The sequence below is a fragment of the Hominimerdicola alba genome (genome assembly GCF_900112155.1).
GTDB lineage: Bacteria > Bacillota > Clostridia > Oscillospirales > Ruminococcaceae > Hominimerdicola > Hominimerdicola alba_D.
This window is the reverse complement of sequence record NZ_FOKQ01000063.1, coordinates 1-14,688: the sequence shown is the minus strand read 5'-3', so window position 1 is coordinate 14,688 and position 14,688 is coordinate 1. Positions and strand designations below refer to the sequence as shown.

General features: G+C 43.6%; 9 protein-coding genes. 4 read left to right on the top strand and 5 right to left on the bottom strand.

From position 1 onward, the window contains the following. The first annotated feature begins 342 nt into the window (after window positions 1-342). The gene (locus tag BM265_RS18335; RefSeq protein ID WP_074963396.1) at window positions 343-3,345 is read left to right on the top strand and encodes a GDSL-type esterase/lipase family protein; all 3,003 of its coding nucleotides are present in this window, start codon (window positions 343-345) and stop codon (window positions 3,343-3,345) included. A 140-nt stretch (window positions 3,346-3,485) separates the two neighbouring features. On the opposite strand, the gene BM265_RS18330 is transcribed toward BM265_RS18335, so the two are convergent. The 5 genes from BM265_RS18330 to BM265_RS20800 all read right to left on the bottom strand — a co-directional run bounded on the left by BM265_RS18330 (window position 3,486) and on the right by BM265_RS20800 (window position 11,505). After that, window positions 3,486-5,444, bottom strand: a complete 1,959-nt coding sequence (locus BM265_RS18330; protein WP_074963395.1) for a dockerin type I domain-containing protein — start codon at window positions 5,442-5,444, stop codon at window positions 3,486-3,488. 345 nt (window positions 5,445-5,789) lie between these two features. Then, window positions 5,790-6,698 carry a carbohydrate ABC transporter permease gene (locus BM265_RS18325; protein WP_074963394.1) on the bottom strand — a complete coding sequence of 303 codons (909 nt, stop codon included), beginning with the start codon at window positions 6,696-6,698 and terminating at the stop codon, window positions 5,790-5,792. Between the two features lie 14 nt (window positions 6,699-6,712). Next, window positions 6,713-7,600, bottom strand: a complete 888-nt coding sequence (locus BM265_RS18320) for a carbohydrate ABC transporter permease (RefSeq protein ID WP_074963393.1) — start codon at window positions 7,598-7,600, stop codon at window positions 6,713-6,715. A 94-nt stretch (window positions 7,601-7,694) separates the two neighbouring features. After that, window positions 7,695-8,996 carry an ABC transporter substrate-binding protein gene (locus BM265_RS18315; protein WP_074963392.1) on the bottom strand — a complete coding sequence of 434 codons (1,302 nt, stop codon included), beginning with the start codon at window positions 8,994-8,996 and terminating at the stop codon, window positions 7,695-7,697. A 592-nt stretch (window positions 8,997-9,588) separates the two neighbouring features. Then, window positions 9,589-11,505 carry a dockerin type I repeat-containing protein gene (locus BM265_RS20800; protein WP_143098781.1) on the bottom strand — a complete coding sequence of 639 codons (1,917 nt, stop codon included), beginning with the start codon at window positions 11,503-11,505 and terminating at the stop codon, window positions 9,589-9,591. Between the two features lie 527 nt (window positions 11,506-12,032). Here BM265_RS20800 and BM265_RS18305 point away from each other — a divergent pair. From BM265_RS18305 to BM265_RS18295, 3 genes are read left to right on the top strand one after another with little or no spacing between them, the layout of a single operon-like run. Next, window positions 12,033-12,959 (top strand): aldo/keto reductase, encoded by a 927-nt coding sequence (locus BM265_RS18305; RefSeq protein WP_074963391.1) that lies wholly within the window; start codon window positions 12,033-12,035, stop codon window positions 12,957-12,959. Window positions 12,960-12,983: 24 nt separating this feature from the next. After that, window positions 12,984-13,793, top strand: a complete 810-nt coding sequence (locus BM265_RS18300) for an aldo/keto reductase (protein WP_074963390.1) — start codon at window positions 12,984-12,986, stop codon at window positions 13,791-13,793. A gap of 31 nt (window positions 13,794-13,824) precedes the next feature. Further along, complete coding sequence (locus tag BM265_RS18295; RefSeq protein ID WP_074963389.1) at window positions 13,825-14,394, top strand: flavodoxin family protein; 570 nt, start codon at window positions 13,825-13,827, stop codon at window positions 14,392-14,394. Window positions 14,395-14,688 lie beyond the last annotated feature (294 nt).

Genomic DNA, 14,688 nt, shown 5'->3' with positions numbered 1-14,688 from the left:
CGGCAGTCGGCAGGAATTATTACCAAGGGGCATGACCTCGCAATGGAGCTGCGCCGACGCCCTGTTATGGATAGGCAGAACGAAGGAAGTTGGGACTTCACGTGACGAATGATCCCGTTGGACAGAGGAGGTTTGCTGCCGTAACGGATATGGGTCGCATCAAGGCTGTCAAAACAGATCTCTCAAGACGTTTTGTTTGCTATACCCTGATAACGTTAAATCCGGCATTCAATGCTTTGGATCATCCATAACTTGGTTCATTTCTTGAACATAACTTTATGAAATACTGAGATTTCGCGAGTATTTACGAGATTTTACAAGATATTTTGAGGAGGTATTTGAATGAATCTGTTTCACAGAAAGAAAGTGTCACGCACTTCCCGTGTGCTGAGCGGTGTGACCTCAGCAATGATGGCACTTTCGGCTTTTTCGGGTCTTTCGGCAGGCACGGCTATAAAAGCTTCTGCTGCAACGGCCAACTGGAAATTCGACCTTGGCGGCAATGGAGCGGCAAGCGGATATACAGGGGTTTCCGCTTATGACGGCTACAACAGTTCCAGGGGCTACGGATTTTCGGGAAGCGTTTCAAACGTAAGTGCAGGAGGTTACGGTGCACTTTCCGATGCCGTAAAATTCACGGGAGGTACTTTCAATGTCGATCTCCCCAGAGGTCTTTATCAGCTGACAGTCACAACAGGCAACAGCCCGCGTACTACTATAAAAGTAGAGGGTATGCTACAGATGATAAACCTCACAGGCACAAACGCCACGGAGACCATACAAGTCCCTGTAACAGACGGTCAGCTGAATATTTCAGCTGTGGCAGGCATGAACAATGCTGATTACACCATATCAGCTATTGAAATAACTCAGCTGAATACCACAGGCGAGATGAAGCCGACTATCTGGATATGCGGAGATTCCACCGTTGCTAACTACTACAACACCTCAGATGATAAACAGCACGGCTGGGGGCAATATCTTAACAACTATGTGAACACCAATGTCTTTGAAGTCCGAAATCTGGCTTCAAGCGGACAGTATGCCAAGGGCTTTTATCAGGACGGACAGTTCGCACCCATAAAGTATTACGGCAAGGCGGGAGATTATTACATCATCTCCATCGGTATAAACGACACCAACTATTCCAATTCTGACGAATACTACAGCGTTGTGACCAGCATGGTAAAAGAAGCAAAAGCCAAGGGTATGAACGTCATTCTTGTAAAACAGCAGGGTCGTCACGGTGACATGAACCGCAATCCCAAGCTGACAGGCAGATGGTTCGGCTCACAGCTTGATACCATAGGCAAGGAGCAGAATGTCCAGGTTGTTGACCTCTTCACAGCATGGCAGAACTTCGGTTTTAACTCAGGCGGATACGATGCGATGACTCCATACTATGCATCTAACGACGATCTTCACCAGAGTGCCATGGGCGCTCAGAAAAATGCCGAGCTGGTTGCCGGTCTCATGAATATCGGCGATACCGCAATGGATACAAGCACATACTACACTTTCAAGAACATGAACAGCGGTCTTGTGATGGACGTTGCAGGCGGCAAAATGGAATCGGGTACAAATATCCAGCAGTGGACTTCAAACGGTCAGAACAACCAGAAGTGGAAACTCACCCCTTTCAATAACGGCACTACATATTACTATATACGCTCAGCTGCAAATCCCGACTATGTCCTGAAAGCCATGTCAGGCTCTAACGGCGGCAATGTCGAACTTGTTCCATATTCAGGCAGTGACAGCATGATGCTCTTCCAGTTCACCAAGCTGGGTGACGGCAGTTACTACATATCCACACGTTCTTCAAGAGATGCGTGCTTTGTTGAAGTTGATTCTGCAAGCACTTCAGCAGGCGCAAACGTTCAGCAGTGGGGCATGACCTACAACAAGTGCCAGAGATGGACAGCTGAAAAGACAACAGCTTCTGTTGATCCCGATCCTGATCCTCAGCCTGTACAGGTACAGTCCAGAGTAGGCGATATCAATACAGACGGTGTGATCGATATCCTTGACCTTGTTGAACTCCAGCGCATAGCAAATAATTCCTCAAAGTACAATTCCGTACCGACTTCTGTATGTGACCTCAACGGCGATAATGCTGTGAACGGCACAGATGTACAGATAATGCAGGAATACCTCACAGGGCGAAGAGCGCAGTTCACAGATAACAACCAGAATGAACAATATTCTGAACAGGTCTATTACGCAATAGATCAGACATGGTCAGAAGCAATTATCGAGACAACAAATTCAGGTTACACAAATCCGAATGGCTATATAAATCTCGATAATACCGATACCAGCAACATCACATTCACAGTAAACGCAAACCAGACAGGCAACTATATGACCCATATCCGTTTTGCAAACGGAACCTCCGAAGACAGACCCATGAAGATATATGTAAACGGTGACACCAGCCGTTTCTGGCTGCAATCCTTCCCCGGCACGGGCGCTTGGACTTCATGGAATGAATTCGGCATAGTGCTTCCCCTTGTAAAAGGCATCAATACAATCAAAATGGTTTCCACTGTTTCAGGCAAGGGCGGCCCCAACCTCGACTATATATCTCTCATAAAAACCGACGAGCCTTATGCCGAGACTTACGACCCCAACAACAATCAGCAGACTTACAACAATAATCCCACAGTATTCATACTGGGTGACTCTACTGTTCAGTCCTACCGCGCAAGCTACGCTCCTCAGCAGGGCTGGGGCTATTATCTGGCAAACTATTTCAACGGAAATGTAAATGTAGATAACCGCTCCATGGCTGGCAGAAGCAGTAAGAAAGCTTACGACGAAGGCAGATGGCAGAGCCTTGCAGACAGCCTAAAAGCAGGCGACTACGTACTGATTCAGTTCGCTATCAACGACGCAGGCAAATCCAATGCAGACAGATACGCACCTATCTGCGGAAACGTAGATTATCCCAGCGATGGTTCCTATGAATGGTACATGACCCAGTTTATAAACGGCGCCAAGGCTAAGGGTGCTACACCAATACTTGTTACTACTGTTATCGGCATGGGCGCATATAACAGCGGCTCAGGAAGATTCACCAACAGCTACACCGATTACTGCAACGCCTGCAAGAAACTTGCAAGCAAGTACAGTATCCCCTGTATCGACCTGAACACCATCATGGTCAACCACTACAACTCGGTTGGCTACAACACAGCACTTTCCTATCACCTGATGGGTGCTGTACAAGGTTCAACAGACGGCACACACTTCTGTGAAAAGGGTGCCAACATCGTGGCAGGTCTTGTAGCTCAGGCTATAAAGAATCAGTCGATATCCGGACTTTCCGGCTATGTGAAATAACCCCAAACTCCAAAAAACTCAAAAACAAAAGCACATTTCCGGGCCGCATAAGCGGTTCGGAAATGTGCTTTTTCAGTTGTTGAATCTATATATTCAGAATACCATAGCTGCAATTCTGCTATACACTTGATCTCCGTAAATCATTTATTACCTTTCTTAGACTTCAGCAGTTCTTTTTTCATAAATTCAAGATCTATTGCATTGATCTTGTTATCTTTGTATATATCCCCTGCTCCCCTGTTCGGAAGATAAACATTATACTTTCTGTCAGGAATATATCCTGTATTCTGTGCGATAAATCTCTCAACCAGTGCAATATCTAATATGGTGAGTTCGCCATCGCCATCAACATCACCTTTAACATACTTTTTTTCTATCGACACCGGTATTGTTCCTGAAAGTACCTTCTGCCAATACTTGTCATCAAGATCATATCTCCAGACGCTTCCGTCAGTACGCAGGAAATACACATATCCATGATCCTGTTTTTTATCATATGTGGAGCCTATCGCACTCTCAACATTGGTCAGACCGCACCAGTCACCGAGGAATAACAAACGCATGGTCCTTTCCTTGTCAATGTAATAATCAAAAACTGCATCATTTTCACTGATACCACGAGACTGATACTCGTGAATATAGAAAGTGCCAACATTTAAGCCGACATTTGCCCCTTCGTCAGTATTGGAATAACCGCTTCTTTGTTTCTGTGCTACTGTACCGTCTTTTTTGGTGTACACAGCGCATGAACCGTCATCGGACGGCTGAACAGATACAACACTATCAGCTATTTTCTCTTTTGATAAAGAACTTGAATAACTTATCTCATAGAGTGTGCCGATACTGTCCAATACAAAACAAGAAGAACCAAGACCGAAAGCGCTGACAGGTTCGCCTATATTGGTGTTGCCTGTATACGCGTTTATCCTGCCATCAGAGATCAGTCTCTTGCTGTAATACTTTATATTTCCGTCCTTTGATATATAGAAAGGCTCACAGCTGTCTATCCAGCCCTTTGAATCAGTTGCTACTGCAGCTGTGGTAAATCCGTTACCCTTTGAAACAAGGGTGTAGATGCTGCCATCCTTACCAAGGAAATAACCGCTGCGCATTGCCTTGACCTTGATATCTGTGATCTTTTCGCCATTAACAAGCAGCGTACCGTTATTTTTCAGAACCATATCCGCATAGTTATAGTCTTTGTTGTAAGTACGCTCATAATAGTGCTCATAGTCTGCTACATCAGTTTCAACAGCTTTGAATCCCGTGCCCTTGATAGTATACAGAGTTCCATTAAGGAGAGCAACTAGATCGCTGCTTCCTTTTTCAGTATCGGGATTGTAGTAGGAGCTGTATCCTACTTCAAAATTCTCGATAACTGTATTACTGAGACTGGGATCATATGCCTCATGGGGATCTTTAACTACGATATTTCTTGTATAATAATCTTTTCCATCCACAGATACAGTGTAAGTTGTTTTGCCTACAGAATTGCCATAGACATCTTCATCAACATTATTAGTAGATGTTGTGCCGTCAATGAATACAGCAGTATCCTTATCAGCTATCGAAAGATCATAATCCACAAATCCTTTTGGCTTACATTCGATCTTGGCAGAAGTACCTGCAGGTAATTCGAGGTCAAAAAACCGAACCACTTCTAACCGCTGTTCCGGTGTGATCTGATCCATTTTATAAAACCAGCAGTAATCAAGATCCAGATCATAAATAAAAGAAATATCAGTAATAGGCACTTCTCTCATATCCAGCTCTCTCAGTGCAGGCATTTTTTTCAGCGGAGAAAAATCTGTGATAGATCCATTACTAACGACCACATATTCACAGGATTTCATTTTTGATACCCAGGACAGATCAGAAATTCCGTCAAGGTCAATATAAAGCTGGTATGCCTTTGCAAGTTCATCGTCTGTAATAACTCCGTCGGAATTACTGTCATACAAATATTTTTCTTTCAAAAGCTGTGAATAAACAGTCTCATCTACATCTGCAGGCTTCGGCGAAGTCTCCGCAATTGCTGTCATACTACAGCACGAAAGCAGTGCAGCAAGTGCTGTAACGATCGATATGCTTTTTTTCATTGTTTGCTCCTCCGCTTAATCTTTTTTATCGTCATGGTCATTGTTCTGAAAAATATCATGCCCCGACTTATAATTATGCTGTATCCATCACACGATCACAGCGATAGTTAAAAATCTAACAAATTTCAAATATTCACCGTTTTAAACTAAATTATATTATATCATAATTTTGTAAATAATACAATACCTTTAAATATTTTTTGTCTAGATCAATCCAATTTAATGTACACAGAAAACTATTCTAAAGCTATAGAACTTTCAGCGTATCATACAAAAAGGACACCTCTGTTGCCAAGCAGCAGAGGTGTCCTGAATATTCTTTTTAAGTACCAGATAAAACAGGTATCAACCCTTTACAGCGCCTGCAGTAAGACCATCAACGATCTTATTGGAGAATGCGCAGTAAACTATGATAGTCGGGATGACAGCTATCATGATAGCCGCAAACATCTGTGAATAGTTGGTATTATATGGACCAACGAACTTCGACAGAGATACGGGCAGAGTCTTTTTAGCATCATCGGAGATGAATACCATCGCAAGAAGCAGTTCGTTCCAGTTGCCGACAAAAGTCATCAGACCAGTTACAAAAAGACCTGTTCTGCCGAGAGGCAAACATATCTTGAAGAATATCTGGAAGATATTCGCGCCCTCCATACAAGCACATTCGATAAGCTCATTAGGCATACTTGAGAAGAAGCCTTCCATAATGAATATCGTAATAGGAAGTGAGAATGTAAGATAAGGAAGGACAAGGCTTGTAAGGGAGTTTGTGAGATGGAAATTCTCAAATCCCAGATTATTCACAAATTGTGTGATCTTTGCAAATCTTGTGAACAGGGGGATAAGCACGCAGTGGATAGGAATCATCATACCTGTGAGGAAATAAGTCATCGCAAGCTTAGAACCTTTCCATTTCAGACGTGAGATACCGAATGCTGCCATCGAACCAACGAGCAAACCGAGTATCAATGAAACAACACACACAATGAAAGAATTGAGCGTCGCTGAACCCAGATTACCTGCTGTCCACGCAAATGAATAGTTATCAAATGTAACATTCTTAGGAAGTGCAAAAGGAGCGGTAAAAATCTCCCTGTTAGTTTTGAACGAAACGTTGAACATCCAAAGCAGGGGTAACAGATATGTTACGGCTATCACTGCCAGGAATACATATATCAGTATCTGCACAGGAGTGATCTTTTTTTGGGAAGAAGGATCCGCTGCTGCAGCTCCATTTTTTAAAGAACTCATTAAGCTGTACCTCCTTACATCTCATACTGCTCGGTCTTAACGACCTTATTGATGAATAATGTTACTGCCAGACAGAGAATGAGCAGTACAACGCCTATAGCACTTGCATAGCCGTATTTTGAGAACTTGAAGCCCTGCTGATAGAGGTGAGTTGCAAGTACCTCCGTTTTATGGTTAGGACCACCTTCGGTCATGTTGAATATAAGATCGAAGAATTTCAGCGAACCGATGGCATTCAGCGACATAGCAGTTGCTACCATGGGCTTTATAAGCGGAAGGGTGACATATCTGAATGTCATGGGCTTTGTACATCCGTCGATATAGCTTGCCTCCATAAGGGACTTGCTTATACCGGATATCTGAGCCATATAAAGCATCATTGACTGACCTACATACTGCCACAGAGCAACAAAAGCTATAACCCACATAGGGAGTATGATAGCGCCCTTGGTATCCATAAGCCACATAGGAGGATCTTTAATTCCGATCTTTTCAAGTATATGATTGAGACCGAAAGATGAACGGAATATAAACATCCACAACAGACCAAGTGCTGCCGATGAAAGTACGCAGGGAAGGTAAATAATGTTCTTGAATAAATTACGTCCTTTCTCGATGTTTGTAAGCAGCGCTGCATAGAAAAGTCCTATAATAAGCTGCGACACACATGAAAAAACGAGGAAGAACATTGAGTTCTTTAAAGCAATAACAAACGTTTTATCGGATAGTATAGCCTTATAATTATCAAGCCCGATATACTTTGGTGGCTTGAGTACACTATATTCACAGAATGAATAATACACCGACTGAACGATCGGTACAAATAGCACCAGTGTGAACAAAAGAAACGCAGGAAGCATAAAGAAAGCAATCGCTTTCTTGTTCCTAAGCATTTTGTCCATCACGGATCAACTCCTTTCAAAATAGGGGAAACGTTAAAAACAATATAGAGGCGTAATATGCGCCCCTATATCGTCTTTGTGATAGATCGAAATTTTACTGTCTGCAATTTGCAGCGTAGAATTCTTCCATATCCTTAGCAGCATCCTTAGGTGACAAGTCGCCGAGGAATACAGAAACCATAGTGTCATCAAAGTGAGAACCTGTCTCGGTAGTAGGCATGGACTCATTATAGAAACCGAATGTACCCTTTGCGCCGCCGAATACATCCATAACATAAGCGAGCTGCTGAGGAGCTGCGGATGCGTCGTACTCTACCTTAGTTACAGGGATCTTACCACCCTTTTCAGCGGTGTACTTCTGAGCAGTATCATCAGTGAAGTACTTGATGAGTGCAGCTGCGCCATCGGGGCAAGCTGTTTTAGCGCTCATGCAGAGAGAGTCAGACTTAGCGATAACTCTGTCAACGCCGGGGAACTGGAATACGCCGCACTTGGACTCGAACTCGGGATTCTCACCGTTGATCTGACCGATAGCCCATGAACCCTGGATAAGGATAGCAGCTTCGCCGTTGTAGAAGTTTGCAGTTGCAACATCGTTGGTATCGCCTGCTGCTGTCTTCTGGAAATACTTGGACAGGTCGAGGAGCTTATTGCAAGCGTTCTCAAGCTTACCATCTTCCCAAGAAGCAGTACCATCTGCCAGAGCAGCAAGGTCAACGCCCTCACCCTCACACAGATAACCTGCTACCATTGAGAGGCACCATGCAGTACCTGCGGAAATTGTTATAGGAGTATAACCTGCATCCTGGAGCTTAGCACAAGCATCCAGCATCTCTTCCCAAGTAGTAGGAACTTTAGCGCCAGCCTTCTCGAACATCTCGGTGTTGTAGAAGCAGCAAGCAGCAGCGGTGTTCAGCGGAACAGCGTAGATCTTTCCATCATAGGTCTGCTGAGAGAATACAGCGTCACTTGTGAAGGTATCCTTCCAGCCGTCCTTTGCAAGATAGTCATCAAGGGGAGCTGCAACGCCGGGATCAACATAGTCAGTCAGCTGAGGACCAGGGCTTACGATGAATACATCAGGTGTCTCACCTGCTGCAACTTTAGCATTGAGATTGTTGTAGTACTCTTCAAGATTAGTTGTAATAGGTGTTACGTGATATGTTCCCTTGTAATCCTCGTTGAATCTCTCGATAGTCTCCTTGTAGCCCAGCGAGATAAGATCCTCAGTAGCGTTCAAGTCATCCCAGAACATCCAGGTGATCTCCTGTGAACCATCAGCATTTTTCTTGGCTTTCTTTGAGCCGCTGTTGCCATCTGTGTTGCCGCAGCTTGCAAATGCAGTTGTGAGCATAGCTGCTGAAACAATTGTTGCTAAGATTTTTCTCTTTTTCATTAGTATTACCTCCTAGTTAGTTACGCTGCGGCAGATCCTTCAAATTTGACATATCCAACCAAAGATATATTCCGTGCGCCGCATTGTAAGTTATTTCAGTTGCACCAAATTTGCTTTCGCATCCTTTAGGTGTCTGTATAAATCTTACCATAATTCTATTAATATGTCAATAAATATAAGCAAGAAGCACAAAAATTGATAAAGATTTTCATATTCTTATAAAAAAGAGCAATAAATGGTCAAGTGACACATATACAAGCTTACTAAAAAATGACAGCATATCGCCTTATGAAGCCGTAAATAGCCTTATGTCATTTGTGCATAATGTGTAGTACTATAAAATTTATCTATTTATTTTATCCGAAAATATTAAAATCAACGATGTATGAAGTGTAAAAATCAGAAATATCGCTTACCAAATATTGTAATTTTGTCTTATTTTTAACTATGCTAAAACTGCTATTTGCCGTTTTTGGCAGTATAATATTTTCTGAAAACCACATTTTTTAACTGTATTTGACAAGAAAAAGGCACCCCTGCCAAATCCATGACAAAAGTGCCTGAAAATTATTCTTTTTACCTGACCTGATGATTATTTGATCAGCTTTTTGCCCTTGATGTGAGCAGCGATCTTTGTCATATCAGTTACGTTTACAGTGCCGTCTCTGTTTATATCTGCACGTCTGATCTGGTCAGCGGTGAGCATCCTTTTGCCTTTTACATGAGCTGCGACCTTTGAAAGGTCGGTTATGTTTATCTTGCCGTCGCTGTTTACATCACCGAGAATGAAATTATCATCGTACTTAGCTTCGATCTCGGTATCGCCTGTAACTGCCAGACAATAAGACTGTTCAGTGGAAACAAGTTCTGAATCGATATACCAGCCTGCAAATGCGGGAGTATCCTCTGCCTTTAAAACTATCTGGTCATCATAGAGGTATACATCCTTTTCACCCTCTGCAACAGTGCCGCCCTTTACTATAACGGTATAGGTGTCGTCAACACTCTTTGTATCGGTATAGGTCTTTTCACCAAAAACAGCAGTAGCAGTGTAGGTAGTCTGCTTGCCGTCGTCCTCAGACTTCACTTCAGCCTTGACTTCTTCGGTATCTCCGCAGGTCTTGCACTTGAACTGAACGCTGACATCAAAGCCATTTTCGCGCTCTGTCCATGTCCAAACGGGAGCCTTGGTATCATACTTGTGACCCTTTGCGGGTATAACTACTGAGCTGTCGATCTCGTTTTTGCCCTTTTCATCGCTGAAAAATTCGCCCAGCTCGTTAGTCCAGTAATCTTCCTTCGCGCCGTCTTCTGTGCAAGTCGCATCAGCTTTTTCGTGCTTGGTATACAGGTGGTCAACAGTGACTTCGATGCTATCAGCTTCGGAAGCTTCCCAGTTATTTGTCTCCTCTACCTTGTACCATACAGTGTACTTGCCTGCAGCTGTGGCAGTGGGTATCTCCTCACTGAAATTCTCACCATCAAGGCTGTAAGAAAGCTTGCCAAAAGTGGAATAACCTGCTGTTACCAACTCCTGAGCCTCGCCGTTGTAAGTGAGCTCGTTAGCAGTAGGTGCAGTTACCTCGGGAACAGCTTTTTCGATAGTCACAGTGAAGCTGTTTGCTCCTACGCCGTCCTCGTACTCGCCATCACAGTTCCAAATATAGTATACGGTGTATTCGCCTGCATCAGCAGCATAGAGGGGTTCGCACTCGGTATTGATAACGCCGTCCTCAACAGTACCTGCTTCGTAGGTATCGGACTCCTGCTCGTCACTGGTGAAGTAGTAAGTGAAATATCTCTGCTCCTCATCAGCTGTGGGAACGATACCGAATGTACCCTTGAAAGAAGAATCATCGATAAGCAGCTGAGGCTCGCCGTTGTAAACGAGACCTTCCTTTGCAACAGGATCAGCGATAGCATTGAAGCCTGTGATATCAGCCGCTTCAAACGAGCCGCTCTCCCATCCGAATGATCTTACTGTAGTATTTCCTACATAGTAGAACTTTCTGTTGCCGCCAAAAACAGTGTTATACACAGTAACATTTATAAGTATTACAGGATAAGTATAATCAGAGCAATTGCCGGGAGTATCATCAAGCCAGCCCACTGAACCATTCTTTACGATAAGCGAACCATTTCTGTTTTGCAGATTGAGATAACCTGTGATGGTAAATCCATTAAGATCGATAATACCATCATCACGGGTAACTGTAATTGTTCCGTTACAATTTTCCTGAAGTTTCAAAGTGGGATTTGTTCCGGGTTCTGCAGCATTGAACTCTTCAACAGTATAGAACGTGTTGGGAGCGATCACAGGTTCTTCGGGAACTTCTTCAGATCCCTCTTCGGTCTTTTCCTTTTCAGTATCGACCTCAGTGATGTCACCAGCTTCAGCACTTGCATTGACTGTTAACAGTCCCTTTGCACCGAACTCAACAGGGATAGTTCCCGCAGCAATTGCCAGCGCCAGAAGTGCAGCAGCTGCTCTCTTGATAGTTTTCGTCATGTTTCTTTCCTCCTAATAAAATAATGCAATATAAAAAGCACACCGACAGAGCAGCTGCCCGGACAGTATGCTTTCATAAACTTATATAAATGGGGAAAAAGCACCTGTTTTCACAGAAAAAACAGTATTAACAGGCACAGTCATCGACCCCTTTCAGCAGATATTTCGTTTCATGATATTTGTTATTTGTTTTACATTATAACACAGAGCATTCATGTTGTCAATAGTTTACGTAAATATAATAACAAAATAAATTATTGTAACTATCTGGATGAAGCACATCTGTATATACAGAACAAAAATGCAGTAAAAACAATATTGGATCTCATGTCAGCAGATAACCGCAGAAAGCTTCTGACCCTTGTTCGTAATATTTCACGTGTATCATATCAAGTCGAAACAATATAGCTTTATACAATTTTTTCAGGAGTATTTTTATATTATTAAAATCGTTGATATGCTATAATACCAACATAGTTTTTAGTCTGAAAGAGCTTTACAGCTCGTGACAGAAGGAGCGATATTATATGAAAATTCAGAATGTAGTTAACGGACCTCAGAACGTATCCAGCATTATCCTCGGCTGTATGAGAATGCCCGCTCTCAGCGTTGATGAAGCGGCAAAAATGATCTCTTGCGCTGCTGAACTGGGAATAAATTTCTATGACCATGCCACTGTTTATGGTGAAGGTGAAGCCGAGACACGCTTCGGCGATGCTTTCCCCCTAACAGGTCTTAAAAGAGAAGATGTTATTCTCCAGAGCAAATGCGGACTTCATTTTGACCGCGGCGAGTTTGACTGGACTAAGAAGGATATCCTCGATAGCGTTGACGGCAGTCTTAAACGACTGAAGACCGATCATCTCGATGTACTTCTGCTTCACCGTCCAGACGTACTGTTCGACCCCGAGGAGGTAGCCGAGAGTTTTGATATGCTGGAAAAGAGCGGTAAGGTAATACACTTCGGCGTCAGCAACGTTACTCCCGGTCAGCTGGAACTCCTGAAAAAGTATGTAAAACAGCCCCTGGTGTTCAATCAGCTCCAGCTTTCTCTCGATCAGTCACAGCTGATAGATGCGGGTCTATACATCAACAATACCACCACCGACCGTTCCACCGACAGGGACAACGGCATTCTGGATTACTGCCGCCTGCACGATATCACCATTCAGGCATGGTCACCTTTGCAGATAGGTATGTTCAAGGGCTGTTTCGTAGACCACCCCGATTATCCCGAACTCAATGCAGTTCTTGCAAAGCTGGGTGAAAAGTACGGTGTACCAAAAACTGCCATCGCCATCGCATGGATACTCAGACACCCCGCTAAAATGCAGGCTATCGCAGGCACTATGAATCCCGATCACCTTAAAGATATATGCGATTCCACAAAAGTTGAACTTACACATCACGAGTGGTACGAACTCTATCTGGCTTCAGGAAAGTTCCTGCCATAACCACCCGAACAGGAGGCGAATTCAATGATATACCGTGAAAACTACACCCTTTCAAACGGAAATACCATACCCAAAATAGCCCTCGGCACATGGCAGACCTCGAACGAAGATGCTGAAAGAGTAGTAAAATACGCTCTTGAGCTAGGCTATCTGCATATCGATACCGCCATCGCCTACGGCAACGAAGTTGGCGTAGGAAAAGGCATGAAAGCCAGTGGAAAACCCCGTGATTCCTATTTTGTTACATCAAAGCTTCCAGCTGAAATAAAGACCTACGATGAAGCGGTAAGGCATATCAGCGAATCTCTCGAAAGACTGGATACCCCCTATCTCGACCTTATGCTGATACACTGGCCACGACCCTGGGACGGCGACCCAAACAACAACTACAACAAAGAAAATCTCGCCGTATGGAAAGCTTTTGAAGAAGCTTACGAAGCAGGAAAACTAAAAGCTATCGGTGTATCGAATTTCTCCGTCGATGACCTTAAAAATCTCATAGACAACGCTAAGATAAAGCCCATGGTAAACCAGATAAGGGTGCATATAGGTCATGTGCCGCATGAACTTATTGAATTCTGCAAGGCGAATGATATTCTGGTCGAAAGCTACTCCCCAAACGCAACAGGCAGACTTTCAGCCAAGGAAGAGATAGCCGAAATGGCAGAAAAATACGGAGTATCTGTTTCACAGCTTGCTAACCGTTTCGACCTTCAGCTTGGCACTCTTCCCTTGCCGAAATCCGTCCACGAAGAATTCATCAAGCAGAATACCGAACTTGATTTCATCATCAGCGATGATGATATGCAGAAACTTCTCGCAATAAAAGAATAGCATAATAAGAATTCTCAAAGGAGGACTTATCATGAAAAAAGTCGCAGTTATATGGTCAAGCCCGAACACGAATGGTCTGACAGCATCTGCAAAAGATCAGATATCAAAAGGCATCGCCGAAGCAGGAGCAAAAGTATGTGAGATACATCTGAACAGCAAAAATATCGAACACTGCCGCGCCTGCGGAAACGGCTGGGGCACCTGCAACAAAAATGGCTCCTGCGTTATCGGTGATGATTTTGCCGATATATATAACACTCTCAAAGAAGCAGACGGAATCGTGTGGATAAGTGCAGTTTACTGGTCGGATATGACCGAGTGTTTCAAAGCTTTCTTTGACAGGCTCCGCCGCTGTGATGCAACATTCAGTCATTCCCTTGCCGAAAAGCGCTGTATACTTATAGCCTGCGCAGGCGGCACAGGCAGAGGTACTCTCGAATGTCTCACCCAGCTTGAACGCGGACTTGTACATATGGGTATGCGCGCATACGACCGCATCCCTGTTGTACGCTTCAACAAGGACTATATGCTCCCCGCACTTTATGAAGCAGGCAAGACCTATACCGATTGCCTCGAAAACGGATTTGATATGTATTACTAAAAGACAACGGGCTGTTGCAGCCCCAACAAAGAAAAAGAGCCTGGCACAGTGCCAAGCTCTTCTTTTTGTGGTATAATATAATTGCAAAAACCATTAAACCAACGAAAGGATTGTACCACAAAAATGAGAAATTGTCAAGTGCGTCTTAACATGAATTATGAGATCTACATCGAAGAAAGCTCAACTGTCAGAGTATTGAGCAATGTTATAGATGAGATCTATCAAAAAGAAGAATACACGATAGTAAGCAAGTGGAATGGCGCCATACCCGAGGATATCATGATGAAGATACTC